Consider the following 19,914-nt stretch of genomic DNA (forward strand, 5'->3'; position numbering starts at 1 on the left):
ACCGCTGATGGCACCGAAAACCACGTCAAGCATTGACCGCCACGCACGGCTGGTTTCTGCTGCGCAAAGCTATGCCTGGTGGTTAGGTACTCGCTCGCTCTGGGTGCGCTCACTGATCAAATTCTCCGGCTGGCGTTTATCGCGGCTGGGTTATCGTTTTCTGGGCCGCCCATCGGGCGCGCTCACCTGGCCGCTGGGCTTGACTTTTTTATGCCTTAATGCCGCACGCGATCAAGCCAAAAAAGAATGTGCGTGGATAGAAAAATGTTTTCAAGGCCTGATTGACTCACAAGGGCAATCAACCCTCGCTGGTGTGGCAATAGATCGTGGCGGGCTGGGTTATGCCGCGCTGAGATTGTTCGAGTTGACTCAAAACCCGCGCTACCTGACTTATGCCAAGGCGCAGGGCGAGGCATTTGCTTGTTTGCCAGGGGCACAGAATGGCCGCATCCCTTACACGGTAGGGAAACAGTGGGTACTGGTCGATACCGTGGCTTTTATCTGTCCGTTTCTTGCCCGGCTTTCTCGTCTAACCGCAGTGCCAGGTTATGCCCACATTGCCCTGCGCCAGCTAGAAGCCCTATGGCAACATGGACGGGCTGACGATACCTGGGTTTTCCACGCCTTTGATGCCACCACGCTTAAAACCAGTGGCATTTCTGGCTGGGGGCGCGGCATTGGCTGGCTGTTGATCGGCATGGTCGATACCGTCTGCGAATTGCCCGAGGGTGAAGATAAAATCCTGTGGCTGGCTCGCAGTCAGCACTTACTGGAAAAACTCGCCCTCTGCCAGCGCGAAGACGGCCATTGGCCCTGGCGACTGGATTTACCCGCTGCGCCGCCTGATAGTTCAGTCACCGCATTGATTGCCTATGCGCTGGCACGCTGGCAACAAGCGAATTTTGCACAAGCTGCGTGCCAGCCACAGATGCTGGCGCGTGCGCGTTCTGCTATCGACTCAGTAACCGACGATAAAGGCCTTGTCGGCCAATGCTCTGGCGAGGCAATGGGCATCGGGGACTACAGCACCGCTTTTGGATCTTTCATGTGGGCCCAGGCGCCCGCAGTGGCAGTTGATCTTATTGCCGGCGAAGGCTCATCGCCTGTCTGATATTTCGCTAATGTTTCATTCCGTAGGTTAGTTTCTGTCGCAACGACTACAAATAGGAGGATTCAATTGGCGCGCATAAAAACGATTGATACAACGCGTGGCATGTTGATGCTATACATTGTCTTCATTATTCATGGGCTATTTTGGCTACATCTGCTTCCACAATCCATCAGCTCTTTATTGCTGTTTGAGATGCCCGCAATCTTTATCGTTTCCGGCTACTCATATTATTTGTATGAACAGTCAAAAAGCGGCCAGGCGATGCAACATCCGAATATAAAAGCCTACGGCTTGTTTCTCGCCGCACGATGTACACGAATTCTTTTACCCTACATGGTGTATGCGATTTTTTGCATTCTCTATGTGTATGCCATGTCATTTATCGGCGACGGTGTGACAGTCTCACTGCTCGATTTAACACGCGTCTGGTTAAACCCGGTGAAGGCAGGTCAGGGGTTTTCTACTGGCATGCTCAATTGGCATTTGTGGTTTATTCCTGTTTTTTTGATTGTCACTGCTGCCATGCCTGTCGTGACAAAGTTTCGTCCGTTCAAGAGCCCTCATTTATTGATTCTGATGCTCGGGATTACGCTTTTTGAGGTTCTTCTCTCTGAGGTGCACCTACCTGCCAGAAACATTGAGAACCTGATCAAACAATCTGCATTTTATTTGATTTTCTCGTTATTTGGCTATTATCTTGCGCACTCAAAAGAGTACTTCCGCCGAGTCAACTTCTTGACGATTGCATTCGTTTCACTCGCGCTGCTTGTCGGCGTGGTCATTGCTGGCAATGACATTCAGCTGCTGGATATGCAAGTCAATAAATTCCCACCGAACGAATTGTTTTTCTTGTTCTCATGCCTCTGGATCTCTTTATTTTTATTTATCGCATTCAACAAACCACGCGTTGTTGCATGGTTTGAAAAGTTTGGTGATGCCCCCTGGCTGAAGCCTTTCATCACCTCGGGATACTCAATTTATCTCTGGCAAGGCGCTGGCTATACCATCGCCACGTTAGCCGGAAAGCAGCTCGACATACCCATCCTTGCCGTTTGGCTCTTGGCACTGGTAATGTCTGTTGCCTTTGGGCTGCTTGCCTCGCCTGCCGAGCGTGTAAAAATTCGTTTTAAATAAAACGCAGACGCGGGCGTTCACTCGTCTTTCAGGCATAGGTGAACTGCATATAATCACCCCCACTCCCCCACCTCTTGATCCGGCTGCATTATGACCTTAGTGACCTCAGACACCGACCGTTCCGTGCCGTTATTCGTTGATCTCGATGGCACACTCATCAAGACGGATCTACTGGCGGAAAGTGCGCTGGCACTGGTCAAACAAGCGCCGTGGATGATCTTTGTCATGGGTATCTGGCTGTTGCGCGGCAAGGCCCATCTGAAAGCCCGCATCGCCGAGCGCGTTAGCCTGGAGATCGACACACTGCCGCTACAAAATGAGTTCGTTGCCTACCTGCGAGCACAGCATGCATCAGGGCGCGCCATTCACCTCGCCACGGCCTCGGACGCCTGTCTTGCGCAACCCGTAGCGGATCGTCTCGGCCTTTTTCAGAGCGTGCTATGCAGCGATGGCAAACGCAATTTGCGCAGCGAAGTCAAATTGGCCGCAATATTGAAAATCACTAACGGTTCCCCTTTCGATTATGCGGGCAACGCCAGGGCCGACTTTCCCATCTGGGCCCGTGCGCGCCAAGCCATTGTGGTAAACCCCGGTTCAGGCGTAGCGCATGGCGCACGACAACGCACGGAAGTCACCCAGATTTTTGATGATAGACCCCCGCTGTGGCGTATCTGGTTAAAACAAACGCGCCTGCACCAGTGGATGAAAAATCTGCTGATTGGTGTGCCTCTGCTGACTTCCCACGCGTTCAACACCAGCAACCTGATGGCTGTTGCGCTGGCATTTATTGCCTTCGGCCTTGTCGCGTCTGCGACCTACATGCTTAATGACCTGCTTGATCTCGCCAGTGACCGCAGGCATCCCCGCAAGTGTCGACGGCCCTTCGCTGCGGGTAATCTGGGCATCGTGCCAGGCTGCATTGGCATGGTTCTGTTGCTGCTCGGCGGCCTGTTTCTCGCCGCCAGCATCTCGCTGTGGTTTTTGTTGGCACTGTTGAGTTACCTCGCGCTCACGCTGTCGTACTCACTCTACTTCAAGACCTATGTGCTGATCGACGTGCTCTTGCTCGCTCTGCTTTATACGGTACGCATCATTGCTGGTGCGATTGTCATCAACGTTGATATCTCTTCATGGCTGCTAGCCTTCTCGATGTTCACCTTCCTTAGCCTGGCGTTGGTCAAGCGCGGGGCAGAACTGGTCACCATGGAAAAACTTGAACGCGAGGGTGCCAAAGGCCGGGATTATCAGCTCAGCGATGCTCAAGCCATTAGCAGCATGGGTATCTCGGCTGGATACCTCGCCGCACTAGTGCTGGCGCTGTATGTGGACAGCCCGGCCGTGATTGGCCATTACAGCCACCCACGCCTGCTGTGGTTACTTTGCCCGTTGATGTTGTACTGGACTTCCCGATTGTGGATCAAAACCTCGCGTGGCGAAATGCACGACGACCCACTGGTATTCAGCCTGCGTGATCGCGGCAGCTGGATTGTCTTTGTTGCCATGGCCATCGTCACATTTATCGCTATCTGAGGTTGTTATCGCGACAACTCAAATATCAACCACTCATGAAAGCGAACCTCTGATGGACTTGCTCACATCGCATCTCCCTGATCCAGCCCTGTCAAAAAAGACGATACCAGGGTGGATGTGGGGGCTCGCTGCCCTCCTGATTACTTCACTCGCACTAGTGCTTCGATACAGGGCACTTGGCGTTGATGGCCTGTGGCAAGACGAAGTGTTCGGTGCGTCCTTTGCTAACCTGAATCCCCTGGAAGTGATCGTCGCCGTTCTCCGTTTTGACATTCACCCTCCTTTCTACTACTTGCAGTTGAAGCTGTGGAGCTTGCCTTCAGTCACGGATGGATGGCTCCTCGCGAATTCGGTGGCCTGGAGCATGGGAGCTCTATTGGCGGCAGCCTATGGTGTATATCGCCTTGCTGGGCCTGCCACCGCGCTATTGGCGGCAACTCTCCTCGCTGTCTCGGGTAGCGAAATCTACTACGCTACAGAGCTGCGCATGTACGCAATGATTTCCTGTTTAACCGTGATTGGCTGGATTCGTGCAGAACGATGGATCGACAGCCCCGAGCTGAGAAACGCAGTTTGGTTAGTGGTTGTGCTGGGCGTCCTTGCCGGTACGCACAGTTCCGCCTTTGTTCCCGTTTCATCCGTCCTGCTCTACGCATTGCTGGGCCGCTGGAGTCACTTTGGCTTCAAGGGGCTCATTCGCTCCTGGGACGTTATCTTGAGCGTGGGTATCCTGCTTGCCCCTTGGCTAGCCAATGCCAGCATGCGCTCGGTTTCGCATACCGGCATTCCAACCTTCGGGGCTGTCGTCAAGACGCTTTCGGGTTGGATTCTTGGTTATGGCACCCTCGAAATTCCAGGCACCATTCGCTTGGTGATGGCCCTGGCCATTATGGGGTTCGTCGCGCTCGCGCTGATGTTTGGGAATCGGACAACCCGGCATACTCTGTTGTCCTTCGTGGTCTGGCCAGTTCTGATACTGGCGATCGTGTCATTGGTCGTTCGCCCGGTGTGGATTGACCGCGCGGTTGCCTTTTGTGCACCCTTTCTCGCGCTGTCCGCAGCCCTACTATGGCATTCTCTATACTCGAGAAATCAAGGCACGTCGCGGCAGCATCCCATGATCTTGATCGGTTTCATCGGTATCTTCTGCGCCGCATTAGTGGCCGTTGCCTGGGGCCAAGCCGGACTACCGCGCAAGATGCAATACCGGGAAGCGGCACTGTTCATTGCCCAAGCCAACACCGAACGGCTCCCGATTTACGTGCCAGTCAACGTCGCGTTTTGGGGCATGGCCAGATATCTTCAAGGCCCAAGCTGGGGAAATCTCCTCGAGATTCAAGATCCTGTCAGAGCCGACGGATCAGAAACTTGGACACGGATTTATGCTCGTCTCGGAACCACGTGGCTCACACGCCTGGGGCTGGTGCCGAAGACCCGCGAACTTGTCACCCAAAACGGCGCAATGTGGATAGGCTTTAGCCCGCTGCCAAGCACGGTTACATCTGCCGGCTTCTGGGAGGTTGGCAACAACGATTTGCTAAAAGATGGCGCTGGATGTGCCTCGGCCACGCGAGAAGAACTCCGACAGTTTCGCGGGGTAGTCGTGCTTCGTTGCAGCGCAACGCACAGTGAGGCGAGTCGCAGCCATTGACGGCTCAACTCTGTGTGGATTTATCGTGGCTTGATCGGTTTTTTATCAATCGTGAACCGAACTGAATGCAAGGATCTTCAACCCAGCGTTTGGTGAGCCCCGCAACCCAATACGTGGCCAGCACGGCAACTCCAAAATGTACCAGCGCTTTCAGGTTGGGATATTCCGTCAATAAACCGCTACCGTGATTGAAGCTGTAATCGATGACATTCATGAAAAGAAAGTGCACCACATACATGGAGAATGAACGGCGGCCAATTTCGCCGAGCCAGACTGTCTTGAATTTGAGCCGTGCCACGAATGCAGCAAGAACGACAAAAGCCACGGCATAAGCAGCCAATACCAGAAACGGGATATTAGCAACGACGATCGAGCTGATGTGATAGCCAATCATTCCCGACAAGAAAAGCAGCAGCATGAGCACGGGGAAAGGGAGCCTGGCAATGACTGGAAAAAAATAAAACCCCAGCATGCCGATAATGAAAATATGCAGCTGGTTGGCAATATTGAAATACAAGAATGCACTGCTGACGGTTGATTGTCCGAACCACCCTTGAACCAGGGAGATGAGCACATAACAGCCGGCGATGAGCAACACACTCAGCAAGAACGGTCGCTTGATCTTTCGATACAGCAAAAACAGACAAGGGAAAAGCACATAAAACGCTACCTCTGTGCCAATAGACCAGCCACCGGGAACAATGTTGTTGTACGCCTCGGGGAAAAACCCGTGAATGAAAACGATGTTGGTCAGCACGTTCGTCACCGTGTATTGAGGCAGCGGGCCGAACAATCCATTCTGGGTATAGTTTTTTGCAAAAGACCAGAAGAAATACAAAACGATCCCAACGTAGTACATCGGGGCAATACGAAAATATCGTCGAACAGCATATTTCATCAGCCAGCGGGGCTTGCCGTAGTTATTTTCCAGCGACATACAGAGCGTCATGGCGGAGGCAACAAAAAACAACTGCACGCCATAACCACCGAAACCGAATATCGTCTTGACCAGCGACTCGCTGCCTTTCAGCCCGTGGCTCGCATGCACTGCGATCACCATCAGAATGGCGATGCCACGCAGAACGTCGATCCATGGGTAGCGGTATTGCGCGTCAATATTGTAGCCGCCTAAACTCACACGCTAATCCTGCCCAACAAGACTAATTACTCTGCTCAAAAACCGCTCTTGCTCAGCCAAGAGATCAGTGCGCCGTTCAGCGATAGTAGCTTTTACTTCCTGAAGAGAGCAGCGCATCCTATCCATTGAATATCGCAAGCGCTCATGGTTAAGTTGATTCCACGGAATGGAATACTCGGACAAATTAAATAGTTCAAAAAATGCTGCACTTTTCAAATCGTAGGCAATATTGATAGCAGGAGTCCCCACACTGAAAGCCAAGATAGACGAATGCAGCATTTGGCTCACCACAAAATCCATGGATCGGTATCCTTCAGACAAGACTTTCGGTAAACCATCTACCAGCCGAAGATGAAGCCCCCGCCGCCTTAGATACTCGACGACCGGATATTCCAGGTTGTCATGGAGGAAATAAGAAAGCTCTTTCGCGCTTTTCGATTCCAATTCAAAGAAAATTGGCTCAAGAACGGGCATCACTTGCTCAAGTATCTTCAGCGCTCGCCAGCCATGAGCCGCGACATTGATTCCCACTTCACCGTTAGATTCACCACTTCTTATCGAGAGGCTGGACGGTGTCTCATCTAAACCCAGGAAAAGCGCTGGATCACCGGTAAGTACAGAATCTCTTTTAGCGGCCCTCTGGAAGAGCTGCTGCGTAGGCAAGTCTCTTACACTAATCTCGGACACCACATTAGAAAAATAATTGAGGTAATTTTTTGTCTCTGTCGGTAACGTGGTGAATGCGTCCACATCAATCGTCTTTTCATACATCAACCGATTCAATCCGATTCCATACGCCACAATCGGGACCGTAATGTCCTTAAGAAATTCAATATCTTTTTTACGGTGATTAAGGAATCCTCCTGAATCGAGAAAAATATACCCGCCGCCACCAATTACAAATAAATCGAATTCATCATTTATCCAAGAGACTGACGTCGGTGAAAGAGAGTCCCACCCTGCCACAGTTATTTCGCAACCATCTTCTCGGAAGGCGCGAACTAAACTTTCTTTTACAGCTGTACCGATAGCTATATCCCCCCTGTTCGATGACAGCGTACGGATATGGTGATAATCACTTAAACAGAGTTTCCCGGAACGGACCGACTTTTCAATTTCCCAATGGCGCTTAAGAAATGACTTGGCCTCCTGAAAAACCCCTCTCTTTACGGGTAAAAATGCTTGGGTCTCAGGCACTGGAACATAAAGCAAAACTCTAATTAAATTCATAATAAATATGATATGCGAAATTATTAAGTGGTCGAGCTATACAGCTTTTCCAAACGCCACTTTATCGCTGCACTGGCTTTCGACATGAGCCCACCGACAGATACTGTGTTGATAAAAGCCTTGAAATTCGTGTACTCATCAGTCGCAAACATTCTTTTGTAGTCTGCGTCCCCTTCACCAAAGTCGATTAACTGTAACGCATTCTCCGGCATATGATTAATGATGTTTTCAAGCAGCAATAATCCGGGAGAAAATGGGCGAAAAGCTTCCGAATAAATTGGAAACCAATAATGTAGTAACGAACCATTTCTAATACCCAGGTGAGAGGCAACCCATTTATCACCAACATATAGTTCTGATAAGAACAATTTGCAGTATGTAGAATCAATTTTCCTAAGAATATGCATAAGCTTGGCTGGAAATGGGTCAAGAAAAATATCTTTCGCGTTGGTTTTTTTGTACTGACGTCGCTTTTGCTCAATCACAAAGTCAACTTGATCCTCCGTGACTAAGTCACTTTCAAAAAATGAAAGCTCACCATACTCTTTAACTATTTTTCGACGCCGATTTGCTAGATTTGCAATTCTTTGTTTGTGCAAAGCATGGCGGCTTTCCCAATAATCGGCGACTGACGCACCAATATTCAATATTCGATCGACCTCTGAACTCTGAAGATCACACCCCGTAGCACCCCATAAAGTTAAAGGTGAATGATCGAAAAATACACTATTGAATCTAGTTAGTAAGCTCTCAGGCAAAACCAGCAGTTCATCTTTCGCAAGCACTCCCATACAGTCAGACATATTTCCTCCGACACGATTCGCGGCAGAAAAGATACGATCCGATAAAGATCGATACTCGAAAGGAAATAAAAAGGAAAAATCGTTCGAACTGTAAAAGAATGCCACATTAACGTCTCTTCCGGCTTCTGCGCAAGCAAGTGAGAACTGGTAGCTCATAAAAGGGCTAATAGGTCTTTTTGCAGAGGACGACAGAGCAATCCAAAGATCAACCTCTTCGTCAGAGAGGAGATTCACTTTGGTGATGCGACTTGAAAGATTTAGCGATGCCATCACTGACCACTCCATCGGCTCATGCGCCAGAAAGTCCCAAGCGCAACGCGAACGCGCAAGCCCTTCCATCCCGCCACATGCCATAATCCACGTGTAAAACTGTGTTCTTCGTTAGCAAAATCACGCTTCGCCTGCGCATCACCCTCACCACGATCGAACACCCGAACGCCGCGATGTGAGGCTGCCGCAAGGAGATACTTGAACAAAACCCGCCCGGGTGAGTAGATGGAGTATTGTGGGCTGTACACCGGAAACCAGACGTGCAGCATGTCATAGCAGCGCAGCCCGAAGTGCCCTGCGATGATTTCTTTATCACAGCGCAGGGCAGATAAAACTCCCTGGCAATTTTCTTCTTGTGACTGCAGAAGACGATTGAGCAACGCCACTTTCCGGCTATCAAACAACGGGGCTTGCCCTTTTCCTGTGCGGGTGTATTGCGCTTTTTTTGATTCAATCAGCCAGGCCATATCGCTGGCTGGATTTTGCGAGGTCCATTCGAATGTTACGGGGCCGATTTCATTGATCAGCTTCTTTTCGCGACGCTCGGTGTCGTAGACCAATTTTTTGTCAGACTTGCGTAAATTCACCCAGTAATCGCTGGCGGGGGTTTCAAGCGAGGTGCCGAGCGAGGTGCAAAGCCATGTGCGCAGCCCCGTTCGCGGCTCTTCCCCGACCAGACCAAACCGCGACTGCGTTTCATCCAGATGAGAAAACAATACCGCGTTTACTCTTCCGTGCGTTGCTGCCAAAAGTTTTTCTATCCTGATATGCACACCGTCTGCTGCGATCAAACCAAAATAATCGGTCATCACATCGCCCACGGGCTCAAAAATTCCCACTTTCCCTCGCAGGCCAGCAATTCGTTGCAATGGCAAGAATCCGCAGGGGGTGTGGGTGTCATAGAGTACCAAGACAACCACATCGCCCCCCGTTTCAGCAACGACGCGCGCATAGCGGTGGCTCATGAAGGCACGCCGCAAATCATCAGCCAGAAGCAATTGGTCCCAAACGGCAACCTCTTCTGCCGTGAGTTCGTCAATGCGCCGGATATGAAGATTTTTATCGAGGGTGAATGACGTCATTGTTCTATCGTGCGAAAAAAAACAAACGTTGCCAGCTTTTCAGCGGCGATACCGTTTTCATCGCATGTCCATTCATTTTCCGGAATATGAATGCGCCCGAGCGGGGCACGTGTTGGTCTGGCGCTGGAGGTGCTCACCAGCGTCGGGTCACTGGAATAACACACACGAAATCCTGCGGCTTGCGCTTGGTCAAGCGTGGTTTCGTCATACGCGCCATGCGGGAAGGACATGACCGTGTCTTCGCCGCCAATAGCTTGCAGTTGCGCCCGACAAGTGGCCAGATCGTCACGGGCACGTGGATGATGCGAGAGTGGTGCATGGCTGTGTCCGTGGCCGGCGATGGTGATCCACGGGCGAAGTAAATCAAGATCGGCACGGCTGAGCATTTGCCGCGCGCCCGGCGGACGGGAAACCATCGGTTGCAAAATCGCCTGGCGTTGTGATTCATCCATCGCCGCCAAGGTGGCTGTTACATGACACAGACGAAATGCGTCGTCTTCTGCGGGTTGGCGCCGTCCCACCAGCGCCGACTTTTCATCTGGATCAAGCGCAGATGCTCTCAGTGCCTCAACCGCAGACTCCAGGCGACTTAGCCCACCCTCTTGCGCGATAAATTCGACGAGAACATCTTGCCACCAGTCGTTGGCTTGCAGATCAACGACCTCAGTCGCCAGAAAAAGCACGGCAGGCAAGGCGCGCTTTTTGAGTTCGGGCAAGGCATGGGTTAGTGTGTCGCGCCAGCCATCATCAAAGGTAATCAGCCCGGCGCATTGGGGCAAGCGCTGCTGACCATTCAGGTGGGCGGTGACATCGGCTTGCGAGACGATGTGGTAATGCCGCTGAATGAAATCGAGGCAACGACCAAAACCTTCGACAGAAAACGTGAATTCTTTTTCAGCGGTTTGATATTCGGCAGACTGTTTTGGCAACACGCGATGAAACATAAACACAGTGAGCGTGTGGCGATTGCGCAGGCGATGGATCAGACCGAATATCCCCACGCTGTACAAAATCTTGCGCAAGACATTTTTTGCCACGGACATTACGCCATGTCCCTTAGATGCTCTGGCCGGGAATAGAAATTTCGGATAAGTTGCAGCGCCATTTTCGGGCGCGAGGGGCCCCAGGGAGTAAAACGCGGAATTTGATAAGACGAGGTTTTACTATCCGCCACACCCCATTGCGTGGTGACTGCATAGCGATAACCCGCCTGCTTGACCATTTGAATATGCTGCGGTGAAAAATCAACCCCCGGACGACCATTCGGGTAGGCAAATGATGTCACTGGCTTATTGATCAACCCCTCCAGAATCTCGCGCGTTTGCCCGATTTCTTCGCGCGCGCGATCGACGTCGCACAAACCAAGGATGGGGTGTTCCAGCGTGTGGGCGCCAATCTCGAAGCCCCGGTTACTGATCGCCACCAGATCGTCAACACTCATTGCGGGAACATCCGAAGAGGAAACCCCCACCTGCGTTTCGAGCTGCTCGAGAAACTCGTCTCGAATGATCGGGGGTAAATATTTGAAATGAAACTCCAGCGCATGCAAGGCGTTCGCCTTGTCTTTACTTGTCTGCATCGACAACGGTGGCAAACGAATCGCTTTTGTATCCAGCACAGGCTCGGTGCAGACCCGCACAATGTACGCCAGCCGTTCGTTCCACATGGGGCGGCCAAAAAACTGGCCCGTAGTAATGAAAAATGTCGCAGGCAAGGATTTTTCTTCCAGCACCCGCGCTGCACCGTGACGCCATTCGGGATAGCCATCATCAAAGGTCAGTGCTGCACTCAGCGGTGGTAGCGTGTTGGCGTGCAGATGCTGAACGGCATCGCCCAGTGGCAAAACACAAAAAGTCTCCTTGATGAAATCCAGCAGGCGGGAAAACTGTGCCTCGCCGAGGTCCCCGACAAGCAGCGGATCAGCGCAGGGGGGAACTTTATGAAAAAGAAACACGGAAAGTTTTCCGCGTGCGACCACCTGCAGCACATCACGCATCAGGTTCATTAGTTCGCCCCCGCAGACAGGGTAATTGGGGAAGTCGTCGGCAGACCCGTAAGCCCACTCGCCTGAACCTCACTGCGCGCCTTTGGCTCACTCAAGCTACGCTGAACCTCTTGTTTTAGAATTTCCATGAGCATCACTGCCATGTAAATAAACTCGGTATAGGCAATGCTTACTGTCAGGCCACCGACCAGAAATGCAAAAATGGTAGCGGCCAAACTCCGCGAAAGATCAATCGCCCACTCAAGCTCAGGGCCGCCTTGTCGCGCGGCCCGGCTGATCTGAATGCCATTTTTCAACGCATTGAATAGCAACCCGATAAAAATGAAAAATCCGAGGAAACCCATATCGCCAAGTACTTCAAAATAAATACTATGTGCCGCGCGAAAAACCTGGGACTCAAACCCAACATCCACAAACCCCAAAAGCCCTTTTTGCCCTCGAAAACGATCCCAAACAGGTTGCGTTGCCACAGCATGGAATCCGCCACCGACTATTGGATTATGTAATGCAATGGCGCTGCTCACTTGCCATGCCTCTACCCGAGTCAGAAATGAACTTTCCTGATCTGCTTCCTGAATGGTTTCCATGCGATCAGTCCAATCTGTAGGCGCAATCGCAACGACAAAAATAATCCCCGCGATAAAGACGGTCAGCGCAGGAAGTCTTTTTCTACTGGTCATTACCAGCCATAGTCCCACCGCTGCCATGGCGACAAACCCGCCGCGCGATCGCGTGCCGATGATAGCCGCAATGGTGATGATGGCCACGGCCAAGGCCGCGAGCCTGAGCCAGCGGATTTTTGCGTAGCTCGCCATGTAAAGCAAAGGCGGCACTGCCATCACCAGCATGACCGCAAAGTGATTGTTGTCGCCAAACTTTACAAACCCTCTGACCAGATGCGACCCGCCACTGGAGAAAAATTTCAGGCCGTCAATGAGCCCATGGAACCCCATGCCCAGGCACATCACCAGCACAAAGGCATGAATTCGATAACGTTTGACAATCACCAAAGGCATGAGCGCAGCAAAGACGAGTTCTTTCCAGAAACGATCGTACAAAAACCAATTGAGCCTATTCCCGTCATAAGCAAACAACGCAGACAGGCTGCCCTGTAAAAAAAACAGGATTAACAGCACGACCGTGGCATTTGCATTCAGTGTTCCGCGTTCTGTATCCTTTTTGAGTAAAACCATCAGCAAGGTAATCAAGGCAAATATGAAGTTCAACTTAACCGGCGCCATGAAACCAAAAAGATAATTGTCGATGGCAATCAGCCCTGTCCAGCCCCAAATAAGGTAGGCAACAAACGCATTGCGAAATGCCAATGGCAACAGAACGAGAAACCCGACAAGAAACATCAGGTCACGCATGCGGTTCCCCTTGATCGACAAAAGTTTTCTTTTTTTTGCGCACTCGCGTGACTGAATAGGCAAACCATCCCATAGCTTCTGGATTATTGCTACGCGACACCCGCAGCACACCTAGACATAAAAAAATCAGGCTGATCACATCCAGCGTCAGCAACAAAGCTTCCATGGTTACACCTCAAAAAAACACGACAAGCCATCCAAAAGAGGCATGGCGATTACCGTTTGACAAGGCTGGCGAATAACTGCATTGCATTATCAGCCCATTGTTCCCAACTGTTTTGTTCGGCATAGTGCCGTATTGCATTTTCATCATAAGTGGTTTGTGCCGCAGCTTGCATCGCCGCAGCAAAAGCCGCCGCAGTGCGTGGCTCAACCACGCTGCCATACGCGGGTTGATTAATGGCATCCTTGGCTGAGCTGACATTGGAGGTAAGCACCGGGCGGCCACAGGCCATCGCCTCGAAATACACGGTGGCCCAGCCTTCGGAGCTGCTCGACAGCAACAGCCAATCGGCCGCGCCCATCCAGAACGCTACTTCATCATGCCGACGCTGGCCGGTCAAAATAACATCGTTTTGCAATCCCAAGGCGACGACTTCACTTTCAAGCCGTTGTCGATTAGGGCCATCGCCCACCAGCACGATGAGCGGAACCTGCTCCCCCTGCTGCCGGATTTCAACAAGTGCATGCAGAATCAGCGATTGGTCTTTGCGGTCAATCAAAAAACCAACATAAACACCTATTTTTCGATCCAGCGGCAAACCCAACCGGGTACGGCATTCGCTCTGTGAACGAACAGAAAATTTTGTCGGGTCGACGCCGTTGGTTAAAAAGACGGCCCTTTCCGTTGAGCAACCGAGCTCGATACTACGACGCATCAAGTCCGAGCTGACTGAGATCACTCGATCAGCATGGCGTAATGTCCATCGCGTCATGGCGCCTGCCACGGGAATGTCCGGGTATTGGCGCAAGTCCGACCCATGGCAGGTCACCACGACAGGTGCGCCGATGGCACGGCCCAGGCGCGTGGCCGCATAGCCATCGGGAAAAGCGAAATGGCCATCAATCACATCAGGTCGCCAGCCGTCATAGTTTGATTCAAGATCATGGTGCGCACTCCGCGCCATGGTGACACCCTGCAACCAGGTGGCTGTGCCAGGCACCGAAGCGTAACGCGGATAGGTGGCGCGGATATTTCCTTCTACCGTACCTTGGCGTTCAACGCGGGTCCATTTTTTCCAGTCTTCTTTTCCCGGCAGCCACTTGGGGTAATAGGGTGTAGGCACCATCACACGGACATCCGCATGGACAGCCAACGCCTTGGCGCGCTCTATACAGAAAGTGCCGAACGCCGGGAATGCCTGGCTGGGGAAGAGCCGGGTCAGCATGAGTATCTTCAAGCGCTTCACTGTCGTCTTTACCTTCAAACAGAATTAACAGGTTGTGTCTGATGCTGAAGTTTCCCGCCAAACAAGGCCGCGTAACGCGCCAGCACATCATCCAGCCCATAGCGCTGGATGATGGATGCTCTGGCAGCCAGATGATCGCCCTCAGCACGCAAACCATACTGTTTCAGTAACTCAGCTGCCAGCGCTGATGTGTCTTCTGATGGAATCAAACTGCCATACCGACCATTTTTCAGCAGCGCGGCATTGCCGCCCACCTGAGTGGCAATAATTGGCAGACCGGTGGCCATGGCTTCTTGCAGCGTGCATGAGGTGGCTTCCGACAAAGACGGCAGCACAAAGCAATCCATCGCGCGTAATAGTTCAGGAATATCGGCACGCACACCGGCTAACCACACCTTGTCCGCGATATTTACCTCAGCAATGCGTTGTGCGATTGCTTCATGCAACGGACCTTCGCCAACCATGACCAGCCGCATGTCTGCCGTGCCGGGCGCGTTCGATTGCACTAACTGAATAAAAGCTTCCACCAGCAAGAGCGGATTTTTAACTAGCGCCTGACGACCTATCGTGCCGATCACCCAATGCTCGCCTTGTCGAAAAGGAAACCCGGCCGGTGGTGCATCGTCGTCTTGACGTGGGCGAAAGCGCTCGATATCCACGCCGTTCGGGATGAAATGCAGCCGTGCTGCAGGGACGCCGATTTGATTGAGCAAATAATCCCGCTGCGGCTCGGCCACAGCGATGAACTCATGCACGAAGGGTTTGTAAAGTCGCCGTAAAAACCGATAACGCGCATTGCTGCCGCCCAGCTCACCCACATCCCAGCCATGTTCCGCATGGACACGCAGCGGGATGCGCGCCAATGCGGCCATCGGAGCAAACTCCATCGCGGCCAGATTGCAACTGTGCAGCACATCAGGCTTGAGCCGACGCAACAAACGATAGACTTTGGGATACAGCCCAAAGGGCTGGCCGGGGCGTTTATTGAGGGAAATGACTTCGACATCGGGCCGCGTGATGCGTGCGGCAAACGCCGGGTCGGCCTCGGTCAAGGCAACGACCGTATGCCGAAAGGACTGATGCGGCAGCCCGTTGATGAGCTGAACGATCACATTTTCCAGCCCGCCCGTGGCGAAGCGATACACCAGATGCACCACATGACAGGGCTTGGCGACGGACAACCTCAATCCCTCCGTGGCTGCCGGGCGGCGCTTGTCAGGCTGGCAGCTAAACCAACCACACGACGGGCATTGCCGTCCCAGGTTAAATCCAGTTTCTCAATCGTCGCACGGGCGCCGGAGCTTAATTTTTCGCGCAGTGCATCATCGGCGCACAGACGGCTCAAGGCCTGCTCAAAACCGGTGGGTTCATCGGCATCGAACAGGAATGCATTTTCACCATCGCTCAGCACTTCGAGCAAGTTGGGGGTTCGCGGCGCAATGATGGCTTTACCCAACACCAGATATTCCATGAGTTTCAAGGGTGAGGCATAGGGCACCACCGCGGGTTGCAGGGCAATGTCAAAGGCGGCGACCCAATCGGGCACCTGGTCGCGGTGAATCACCCCAGTAAAGGTGACACGGTCCCTTAACCCCAGTTGCTGCGCCAGGGTTTCCAGATCATGACGCACCGGGCCATCGCCGACGATGGCTAGATGCACGTTGCTCGGGGCGGCGGCTGTCGCCATCCAGCGAATGACGCGATCCACGCCGTGCCATTCGCGCACGAAGCCGGTAAACCCCAGCACGAGCTTGCCGGTGAGGCCACGCTGTGCTTTGGCAAAAGTCGGCGCTGGTGCGACGGCGAAATGGGCGCGATTAATGCCATTGGGTATCACCATGATGCGTGCTTCGGGCACCCCGTATGCCTTGACATGCCCTGCCAGCACGTGTGTGACGGGCAACACAGTGTCCGCACTGCGCCAGGCCATGCCTTCAGCCCAATGTGCCAGACGCGGCAGCGCCAGCCCACCGCTATGCTGGGAGCGTTCCAACACCAGCGGGGCATTGACTTCCAGCAGCAGCGGAATGCGCAAGCGGCGCTTGAGCAGCACGCCGGCGAGTAGATACAGGTTATAGCGCTCATAGATCACATCAGGCTGAAACGTTTTTGCTGCCTGCGCCAGACGGCGGTAAGCCACCAGGCTGTACGTCAGCTCCAGCAGCTCGTACAGCGCATTGGGCAATGCGCTACGCAGACGATATACCCAGCCGACATTTTCGCCCATCTGCCCGGCATCGCTCACCGCCGGAGCCACCACCCGAACTTCATGCCCTTGCGCACGCAAGGCGGCAATCATTTCTTCAATGTGGACGGCTTGGCCATCCTTTGAAGCGGTGCGGTGGTGGTAGAGAATTTTCATGGATTAACGTAAATCAACGCGCATGCCGTGCCTGCTCAAGCAACGTGCCTAACGCGGGGCCCGCCTCGGCAAGAAATTTTTCCAGTGCGGCGTCTGCCTCACCAGGCGACGCTTCCCGGGCATACATAAACACAGCGGCAGAGTCATCACCATGGCCTCGCAACCGCGCCAGTGCGAGCCAGAGTTTGCCCAGGAAATCACTGCTGACCAACCGCCCGTCGATCCAGTACCAATACCAGACGCGCAACTGCACGGGCTCAGCGGTAAGCGCACGCTGCTGTTCCAGCTGCGCACTTTGTACAACCAGCGATTGCCCTGCCAGCGTGACCGTATGCGTGCCGCGCTCGATCTGCAGCCAGTTTTCATCGCCGCTTTTTACCAGCGCGTTTTCTGAACTGATGAGTTTGCGGTCATAGCCCTGATGCCGGTAGTAAGCAATATGCACGCCGACGCGTTGCGCGCCTTGGCTAAAAGACGCGATTTCGGTTACTGACGGATTGGCAAATGCGGGCTGCCAGGTGCTGAGAGATTGTGCATCCTGAGTCCAACCTCCCATCGCCAAAGCTTGGATAGAAAGGGTGGGCGCTGCGCCGCTATTTTGAGTATCCAACATCTTGAGCGCACCCTGCGGTAAGAGCGCAACGCTTAACGCGAGCAGCGTAGCGGTAACAAAACCTTGCGCAGTGCCATGGTTTTTCGCATCACTTTTCGCATTAGCGGCGGCCGACGCTGCAACAGTTTCTGTCATCAAGGCAGCGTCGTCGTCATCTTCGCGCCAACGCATGCCGATGGCAAACATGATCAGAATGACGATGCCAAAGAAAACCCAGCCATAAATTAGATGGTCAGCACCCGTAGCCAGTTCGTTACCCGACAAATGGCCCAGCATGACAATAAGGTAGGCACGAACCCAGTTGGCGATCACCGGAACAATAATGGAAACACCGACGAAGATCAGTCGACGCTTGATCGAGCGATAGTTGAGATAGGCGAAGAGCGTGCCAACGGTCATTGATGCGATCAGATAACGCACCCCGCTACAGGCTTCCACCACGGACCAGCGGCCGGAAGGAATGACAAACTGCAGCCCTTCCTGGAAGACCGGTACGCCCGATGCGCGTAAACCCAGCACCGTCATGGTAGCGGTCCATTCCATGAACTTGGGCATGACAAATTCGCCAATCGGCACGGCAAAAAACAGGAAGCACAGGGGGAAAGTGATCTGCTTCGCGGCCGGGAGACCAATGACCAGCGGCACAACGAGAATAAGCATGGCAGTGAATGCCAGTTGCGTCACGGCATTGACGGCTGCCAACTCGCCAAGCAGCCAGACAAAAGCCAACATCAACAAGGGCAGAGCAAGCCATAACGCAGGATGCGGCTGGAATCGCGCCAGCACTTTACGCTTTTCCCAGATCAGCCAAAGACTGATGGGGGCGACCAAAAATGCATGCGTAAATGTTTCTGAACGCCACCAGATGGAGACCATGCCGAACGCAGTAGTGCGGTAAATAGCGATAAGACTCGCAACAGCGATCATGATCGACAGCACGGCGAGGCGCCATGAAAAAGTCGGCGCTGGCGAGACGGCAGGTACGGCATTCATGGGGTGGGGTCCTCGATATAGCGGTCGATTTTCGATAAGTGGGCATGCCAGCCATAGCGATTGACCACTCGCTGGCGTGCCGCAGCCCCCATGCGCTGCGCCATTTCCGGATCAGCCAGCAGGGCTTCAATGTGCGCGATGTATTCTTCTGCCGTGGCGGCACACAATAGTTCTGCGCCAGGCTCAGCGTCAATCGGTTCGGCACAGGCCGTTGAAGCAACGACCACTTGCGCCATGGCCATGGCTTCGAGCACTTTGTTCTGGATACCTCGCGCGATGCGCAAGGGCGCCACAATCACCGCAGCATGGGCAATGTAAGGCCGCACATCATCCACTGTGCCGGTCACCATAACACCGGCGCCGGGGTCTGCGGCCAAGGCCTGCACGGCGACATCCGGGCTGCGCCCCACGACATAAAAGCGCAGCAATGGATGGCGCTTGCGCAATGCTGGCAGCACCGCTTCGGCAAACCAGACGGCGGCATCGACATTCGGCCAGTAATCCATCGCGCCGGTAAATACGATGGGTGTTTCATCCGCCGGATAAGGCGAAGCGAGCGCATGGTCAGGTGAAAAGAAATCGGCATCGACGCCATTACACATCGCTTCAACACGACCCGCACATTCGGGTGCCGCCTGATGAAAGAGCGCGACTTCAGCCTCGGTCACAAAAAAAGAATGGCGGGCGCGCAAAGCCACTGCGCGCTCAAAGCTCAACAGTCGCTTGCCTTCACGCTGATAAATCCAGGATAACGGCCAGCGGTGGGTTGTGGCGTATTGCGTCCACTTCGCAGAATCCATGTCGACAAAATCAACCAGTGTCGGCAACTGATCCATGTCGGGAATATAGTCAGCCATCACAGATGAAAAGATCACAGCGCCATCCATTGACTCACGCGCACGGGTAGCAAAAATCCAGTCACGCAAGCCACGGTCTCGGTAGTACGGCAGCGAGAGTGCCTCACCGCTGAACAATCCCGTCAAACTGCGCAGCTTGGCCAGCCTGGGAGAAAGACGAGCAACATACATATCGGCGCACAAGGCGCGCACAGTATCCAGATAGGCTGCGTCTGCGGGATCGTCGATGAACGCACCGAGATAGATTTGGTGGCGTTGCACCAGGTGTTTCAGCAGATTGTAAGAGCGCACCTTGTCACCCTTGTTGGGCGGATAAGGCAAGCGATGCACCAGATAGAGCAACTTGGCCATGAGAG

Annotated in this window: 17 protein-coding genes; 4 read left to right on the forward strand and 13 right to left on the reverse strand. The window is 53.2% G+C overall.

What is annotated here, in order from left to right; translation table 11 throughout:
* Positions 1–7 precede the first annotated feature (7 nt).
* The 4 genes from PG1C_RS11260 to PG1C_RS11275 all read left to right on the forward strand — a co-directional run bounded on the left by PG1C_RS11260 (position 8) and on the right by PG1C_RS11275 (position 5,426).
* Entirely contained in the window at positions 8–1,111 is a 1,104-nt protein-coding gene (locus PG1C_RS11260; protein ID WP_202634858.1) for a glycoside hydrolase family 88 protein, read from the forward strand.
* 66 nt (positions 1,112–1,177) lie between these two features.
* Complete coding sequence (locus PG1C_RS11265) at positions 1,178–2,245, forward strand: acyltransferase family protein (RefSeq protein ID WP_202634859.1); 1,068 nt, start codon at positions 1,178–1,180, stop codon at positions 2,243–2,245.
* A gap of 90 nt (positions 2,246–2,335) precedes the next feature.
* Entirely contained in the window at positions 2,336–3,775 is a 1,440-nt protein-coding gene (locus PG1C_RS11270; RefSeq protein WP_202634860.1) for a UbiA family prenyltransferase, read from the forward strand.
* 52 nt (positions 3,776–3,827) lie between these two features.
* On the forward strand, positions 3,828–5,426 hold the full coding sequence (locus tag PG1C_RS11275) for a hypothetical protein (protein WP_202634861.1): 1,599 nt from the start codon (positions 3,828–3,830) through the stop codon (positions 5,424–5,426).
* A gap of 4 nt (positions 5,427–5,430) precedes the next feature.
* Here the strand turns inward: PG1C_RS11275 and PG1C_RS11280 are convergent, their stop codons facing one another.
* The 13 genes from PG1C_RS11280 to PG1C_RS11340 are packed head-to-tail and all read right to left on the reverse strand — an operon-like array spanning position 5,431 to position 19,909.
* Positions 5,431–6,564: an acyltransferase family protein gene (locus PG1C_RS11280; RefSeq protein ID WP_202634862.1), complete on the reverse strand. Its 1,134-nt coding sequence runs from the start codon at positions 6,562–6,564 to the stop codon at positions 5,431–5,433.
* A gap of 3 nt (positions 6,565–6,567) precedes the next feature.
* The gene (locus PG1C_RS11285) at positions 6,568–7,794 is read right to left on the reverse strand and encodes a polysaccharide pyruvyl transferase family protein (protein WP_202634863.1); all 1,227 of its coding nucleotides are present in this window, start codon (positions 7,792–7,794) and stop codon (positions 6,568–6,570) included.
* A gap of 23 nt (positions 7,795–7,817) precedes the next feature.
* Complete coding sequence (locus PG1C_RS11290; RefSeq protein ID WP_202634864.1) at positions 7,818–8,867, reverse strand: GNAT family N-acetyltransferase; 1,050 nt, start codon at positions 8,865–8,867, stop codon at positions 7,818–7,820.
* Positions 8,867–9,949, reverse strand: a complete 1,083-nt coding sequence (locus tag PG1C_RS11295; RefSeq protein ID WP_202634865.1) for a GNAT family N-acetyltransferase — start codon at positions 9,947–9,949, stop codon at positions 8,867–8,869. Before PG1C_RS11295 ends, PG1C_RS11290 begins: the two co-directional genes overlap by 1 nt.
* Entirely contained in the window at positions 9,946–10,992 is a 1,047-nt protein-coding gene (locus PG1C_RS11300; RefSeq protein WP_202634866.1) for a polysaccharide deacetylase family protein, read from the reverse strand. Before PG1C_RS11300 ends, PG1C_RS11295 begins: the two co-directional genes overlap by 4 nt.
* The gene (locus tag PG1C_RS11305; protein WP_202634867.1) at positions 10,992–11,954 is read right to left on the reverse strand and encodes a polysaccharide deacetylase family protein; all 963 of its coding nucleotides are present in this window, start codon (positions 11,952–11,954) and stop codon (positions 10,992–10,994) included. Before PG1C_RS11305 ends, PG1C_RS11300 begins: the two co-directional genes overlap by 1 nt.
* On the reverse strand, positions 11,954–13,324 hold the full coding sequence (locus PG1C_RS11310; RefSeq protein ID WP_202634868.1) for a putative O-glycosylation ligase, exosortase A system-associated: 1,371 nt from the start codon (positions 13,322–13,324) through the stop codon (positions 11,954–11,956). The genes PG1C_RS11305 and PG1C_RS11310 overlap by 1 nt, the downstream gene beginning before the upstream one ends.
* Entirely contained in the window at positions 13,317–13,490 is a 174-nt protein-coding gene (locus tag PG1C_RS11315; RefSeq protein WP_202634869.1) for a hypothetical protein, read from the reverse strand. Before PG1C_RS11315 ends, PG1C_RS11310 begins: the two co-directional genes overlap by 8 nt.
* 49 nt (positions 13,491–13,539) lie before the next feature.
* Complete coding sequence (locus tag PG1C_RS11320; protein WP_202634870.1) at positions 13,540–14,712, reverse strand: glycosyltransferase; 1,173 nt, start codon at positions 14,710–14,712, stop codon at positions 13,540–13,542.
* A gap of 35 nt (positions 14,713–14,747) precedes the next feature.
* Positions 14,748–15,920 (reverse strand): TIGR03088 family PEP-CTERM/XrtA system glycosyltransferase, encoded by a 1,173-nt coding sequence (locus PG1C_RS11325; protein ID WP_202634871.1) that lies wholly within the window; start codon positions 15,918–15,920, stop codon positions 14,748–14,750.
* A complete protein-coding gene (locus tag PG1C_RS11330; protein WP_202634872.1) occupies positions 15,917–17,095 on the reverse strand; it encodes a glycosyltransferase family 4 protein in 1,179 nt (392 codons plus the stop codon). The genes PG1C_RS11325 and PG1C_RS11330 overlap by 4 nt, the downstream gene beginning before the upstream one ends.
* A 13-nt stretch (positions 17,096–17,108) precedes the next feature.
* Positions 17,109–18,701 carry an exosortase A gene (xrtA, locus tag PG1C_RS11335; RefSeq protein WP_202634873.1) on the reverse strand — a complete coding sequence of 531 codons (1,593 nt, stop codon included), beginning with the start codon at positions 18,699–18,701 and terminating at the stop codon, positions 17,109–17,111.
* On the reverse strand, positions 18,698–19,909 hold the full coding sequence (locus tag PG1C_RS11340) for a TIGR03087 family PEP-CTERM/XrtA system glycosyltransferase (RefSeq protein ID WP_202634874.1): 1,212 nt from the start codon (positions 19,907–19,909) through the stop codon (positions 18,698–18,700). The genes xrtA and PG1C_RS11340 overlap by 4 nt, the downstream gene beginning before the upstream one ends.
* Positions 19,910–19,914 lie beyond the last annotated feature (5 nt).

Source organism: Rugosibacter aromaticivorans (genome assembly GCF_000934545.1).
Lineage (GTDB): Bacteria > Pseudomonadota > Gammaproteobacteria > Burkholderiales > Rhodocyclaceae > Rugosibacter > Rugosibacter aromaticivorans.

Excerpts from the sequence above, each read along its gene's own strand:
- PG1C_RS11260 (WP_202634858.1), top strand. The coding sequence starts at position 8 with ATGGCACCGAAAACCACGTCAAGCATTGACCGCCACGCACGGCTGGTT.
- PG1C_RS11270 (WP_202634860.1), top strand. The coding sequence starts at position 2,336 with ATGACCTTAGTGACCTCAGACACCGACCGTTCCGTGCCGTTATTCGTT.
- PG1C_RS11275 (WP_202634861.1), top strand. The coding sequence starts at position 3,828 with ATGGACTTGCTCACATCGCATCTCCCTGATCCAGCCCTGTCAAAAAAG.
- PG1C_RS11285 (WP_202634863.1), bottom strand. The coding sequence starts at position 7,794 with ATGAATTTAATTAGAGTTTTGCTTTATGTTCCAGTGCCTGAGACCCAA.
- PG1C_RS11290 (WP_202634864.1), bottom strand. The coding sequence starts at position 8,867 with ATGGCATCGCTAAATCTTTCAAGTCGCATCACCAAAGTGAATCTCCTC.
- PG1C_RS11295 (WP_202634865.1), bottom strand. The coding sequence starts at position 9,949 with ATGACGTCATTCACCCTCGATAAAAATCTTCATATCCGGCGCATTGAC.
- PG1C_RS11300 (WP_202634866.1), bottom strand. The coding sequence starts at position 10,992 with ATGTCCGTGGCAAAAAATGTCTTGCGCAAGATTTTGTACAGCGTGGGG.
- PG1C_RS11305 (WP_202634867.1), bottom strand. The coding sequence starts at position 11,954 with ATGAACCTGATGCGTGATGTGCTGCAGGTGGTCGCACGCGGAAAACTT.
- PG1C_RS11310 (WP_202634868.1), bottom strand. The coding sequence starts at position 13,324 with ATGCGTGACCTGATGTTTCTTGTCGGGTTTCTCGTTCTGTTGCCATTG.
- PG1C_RS11315 (WP_202634869.1), bottom strand. The coding sequence starts at position 13,490 with ATGGAAGCTTTGTTGCTGACGCTGGATGTGATCAGCCTGATTTTTTTA.
- PG1C_RS11320 (WP_202634870.1), bottom strand. The coding sequence starts at position 14,712 with ATGCTGACCCGGCTCTTCCCCAGCCAGGCATTCCCGGCGTTCGGCACT.
- PG1C_RS11330 (WP_202634872.1), bottom strand. The coding sequence starts at position 17,095 with ATGAAAATTCTCTACCACCACCGCACCGCTTCAAAGGATGGCCAAGCC.
- xrtA (WP_202634873.1), bottom strand. The coding sequence starts at position 18,701 with ATGAATGCCGTACCTGCCGTCTCGCCAGCGCCGACTTTTTCATGGCGC.
- PG1C_RS11340 (WP_202634874.1), bottom strand. The coding sequence starts at position 19,909 with ATGGCCAAGTTGCTCTATCTGGTGCATCGCTTGCCTTATCCGCCCAAC.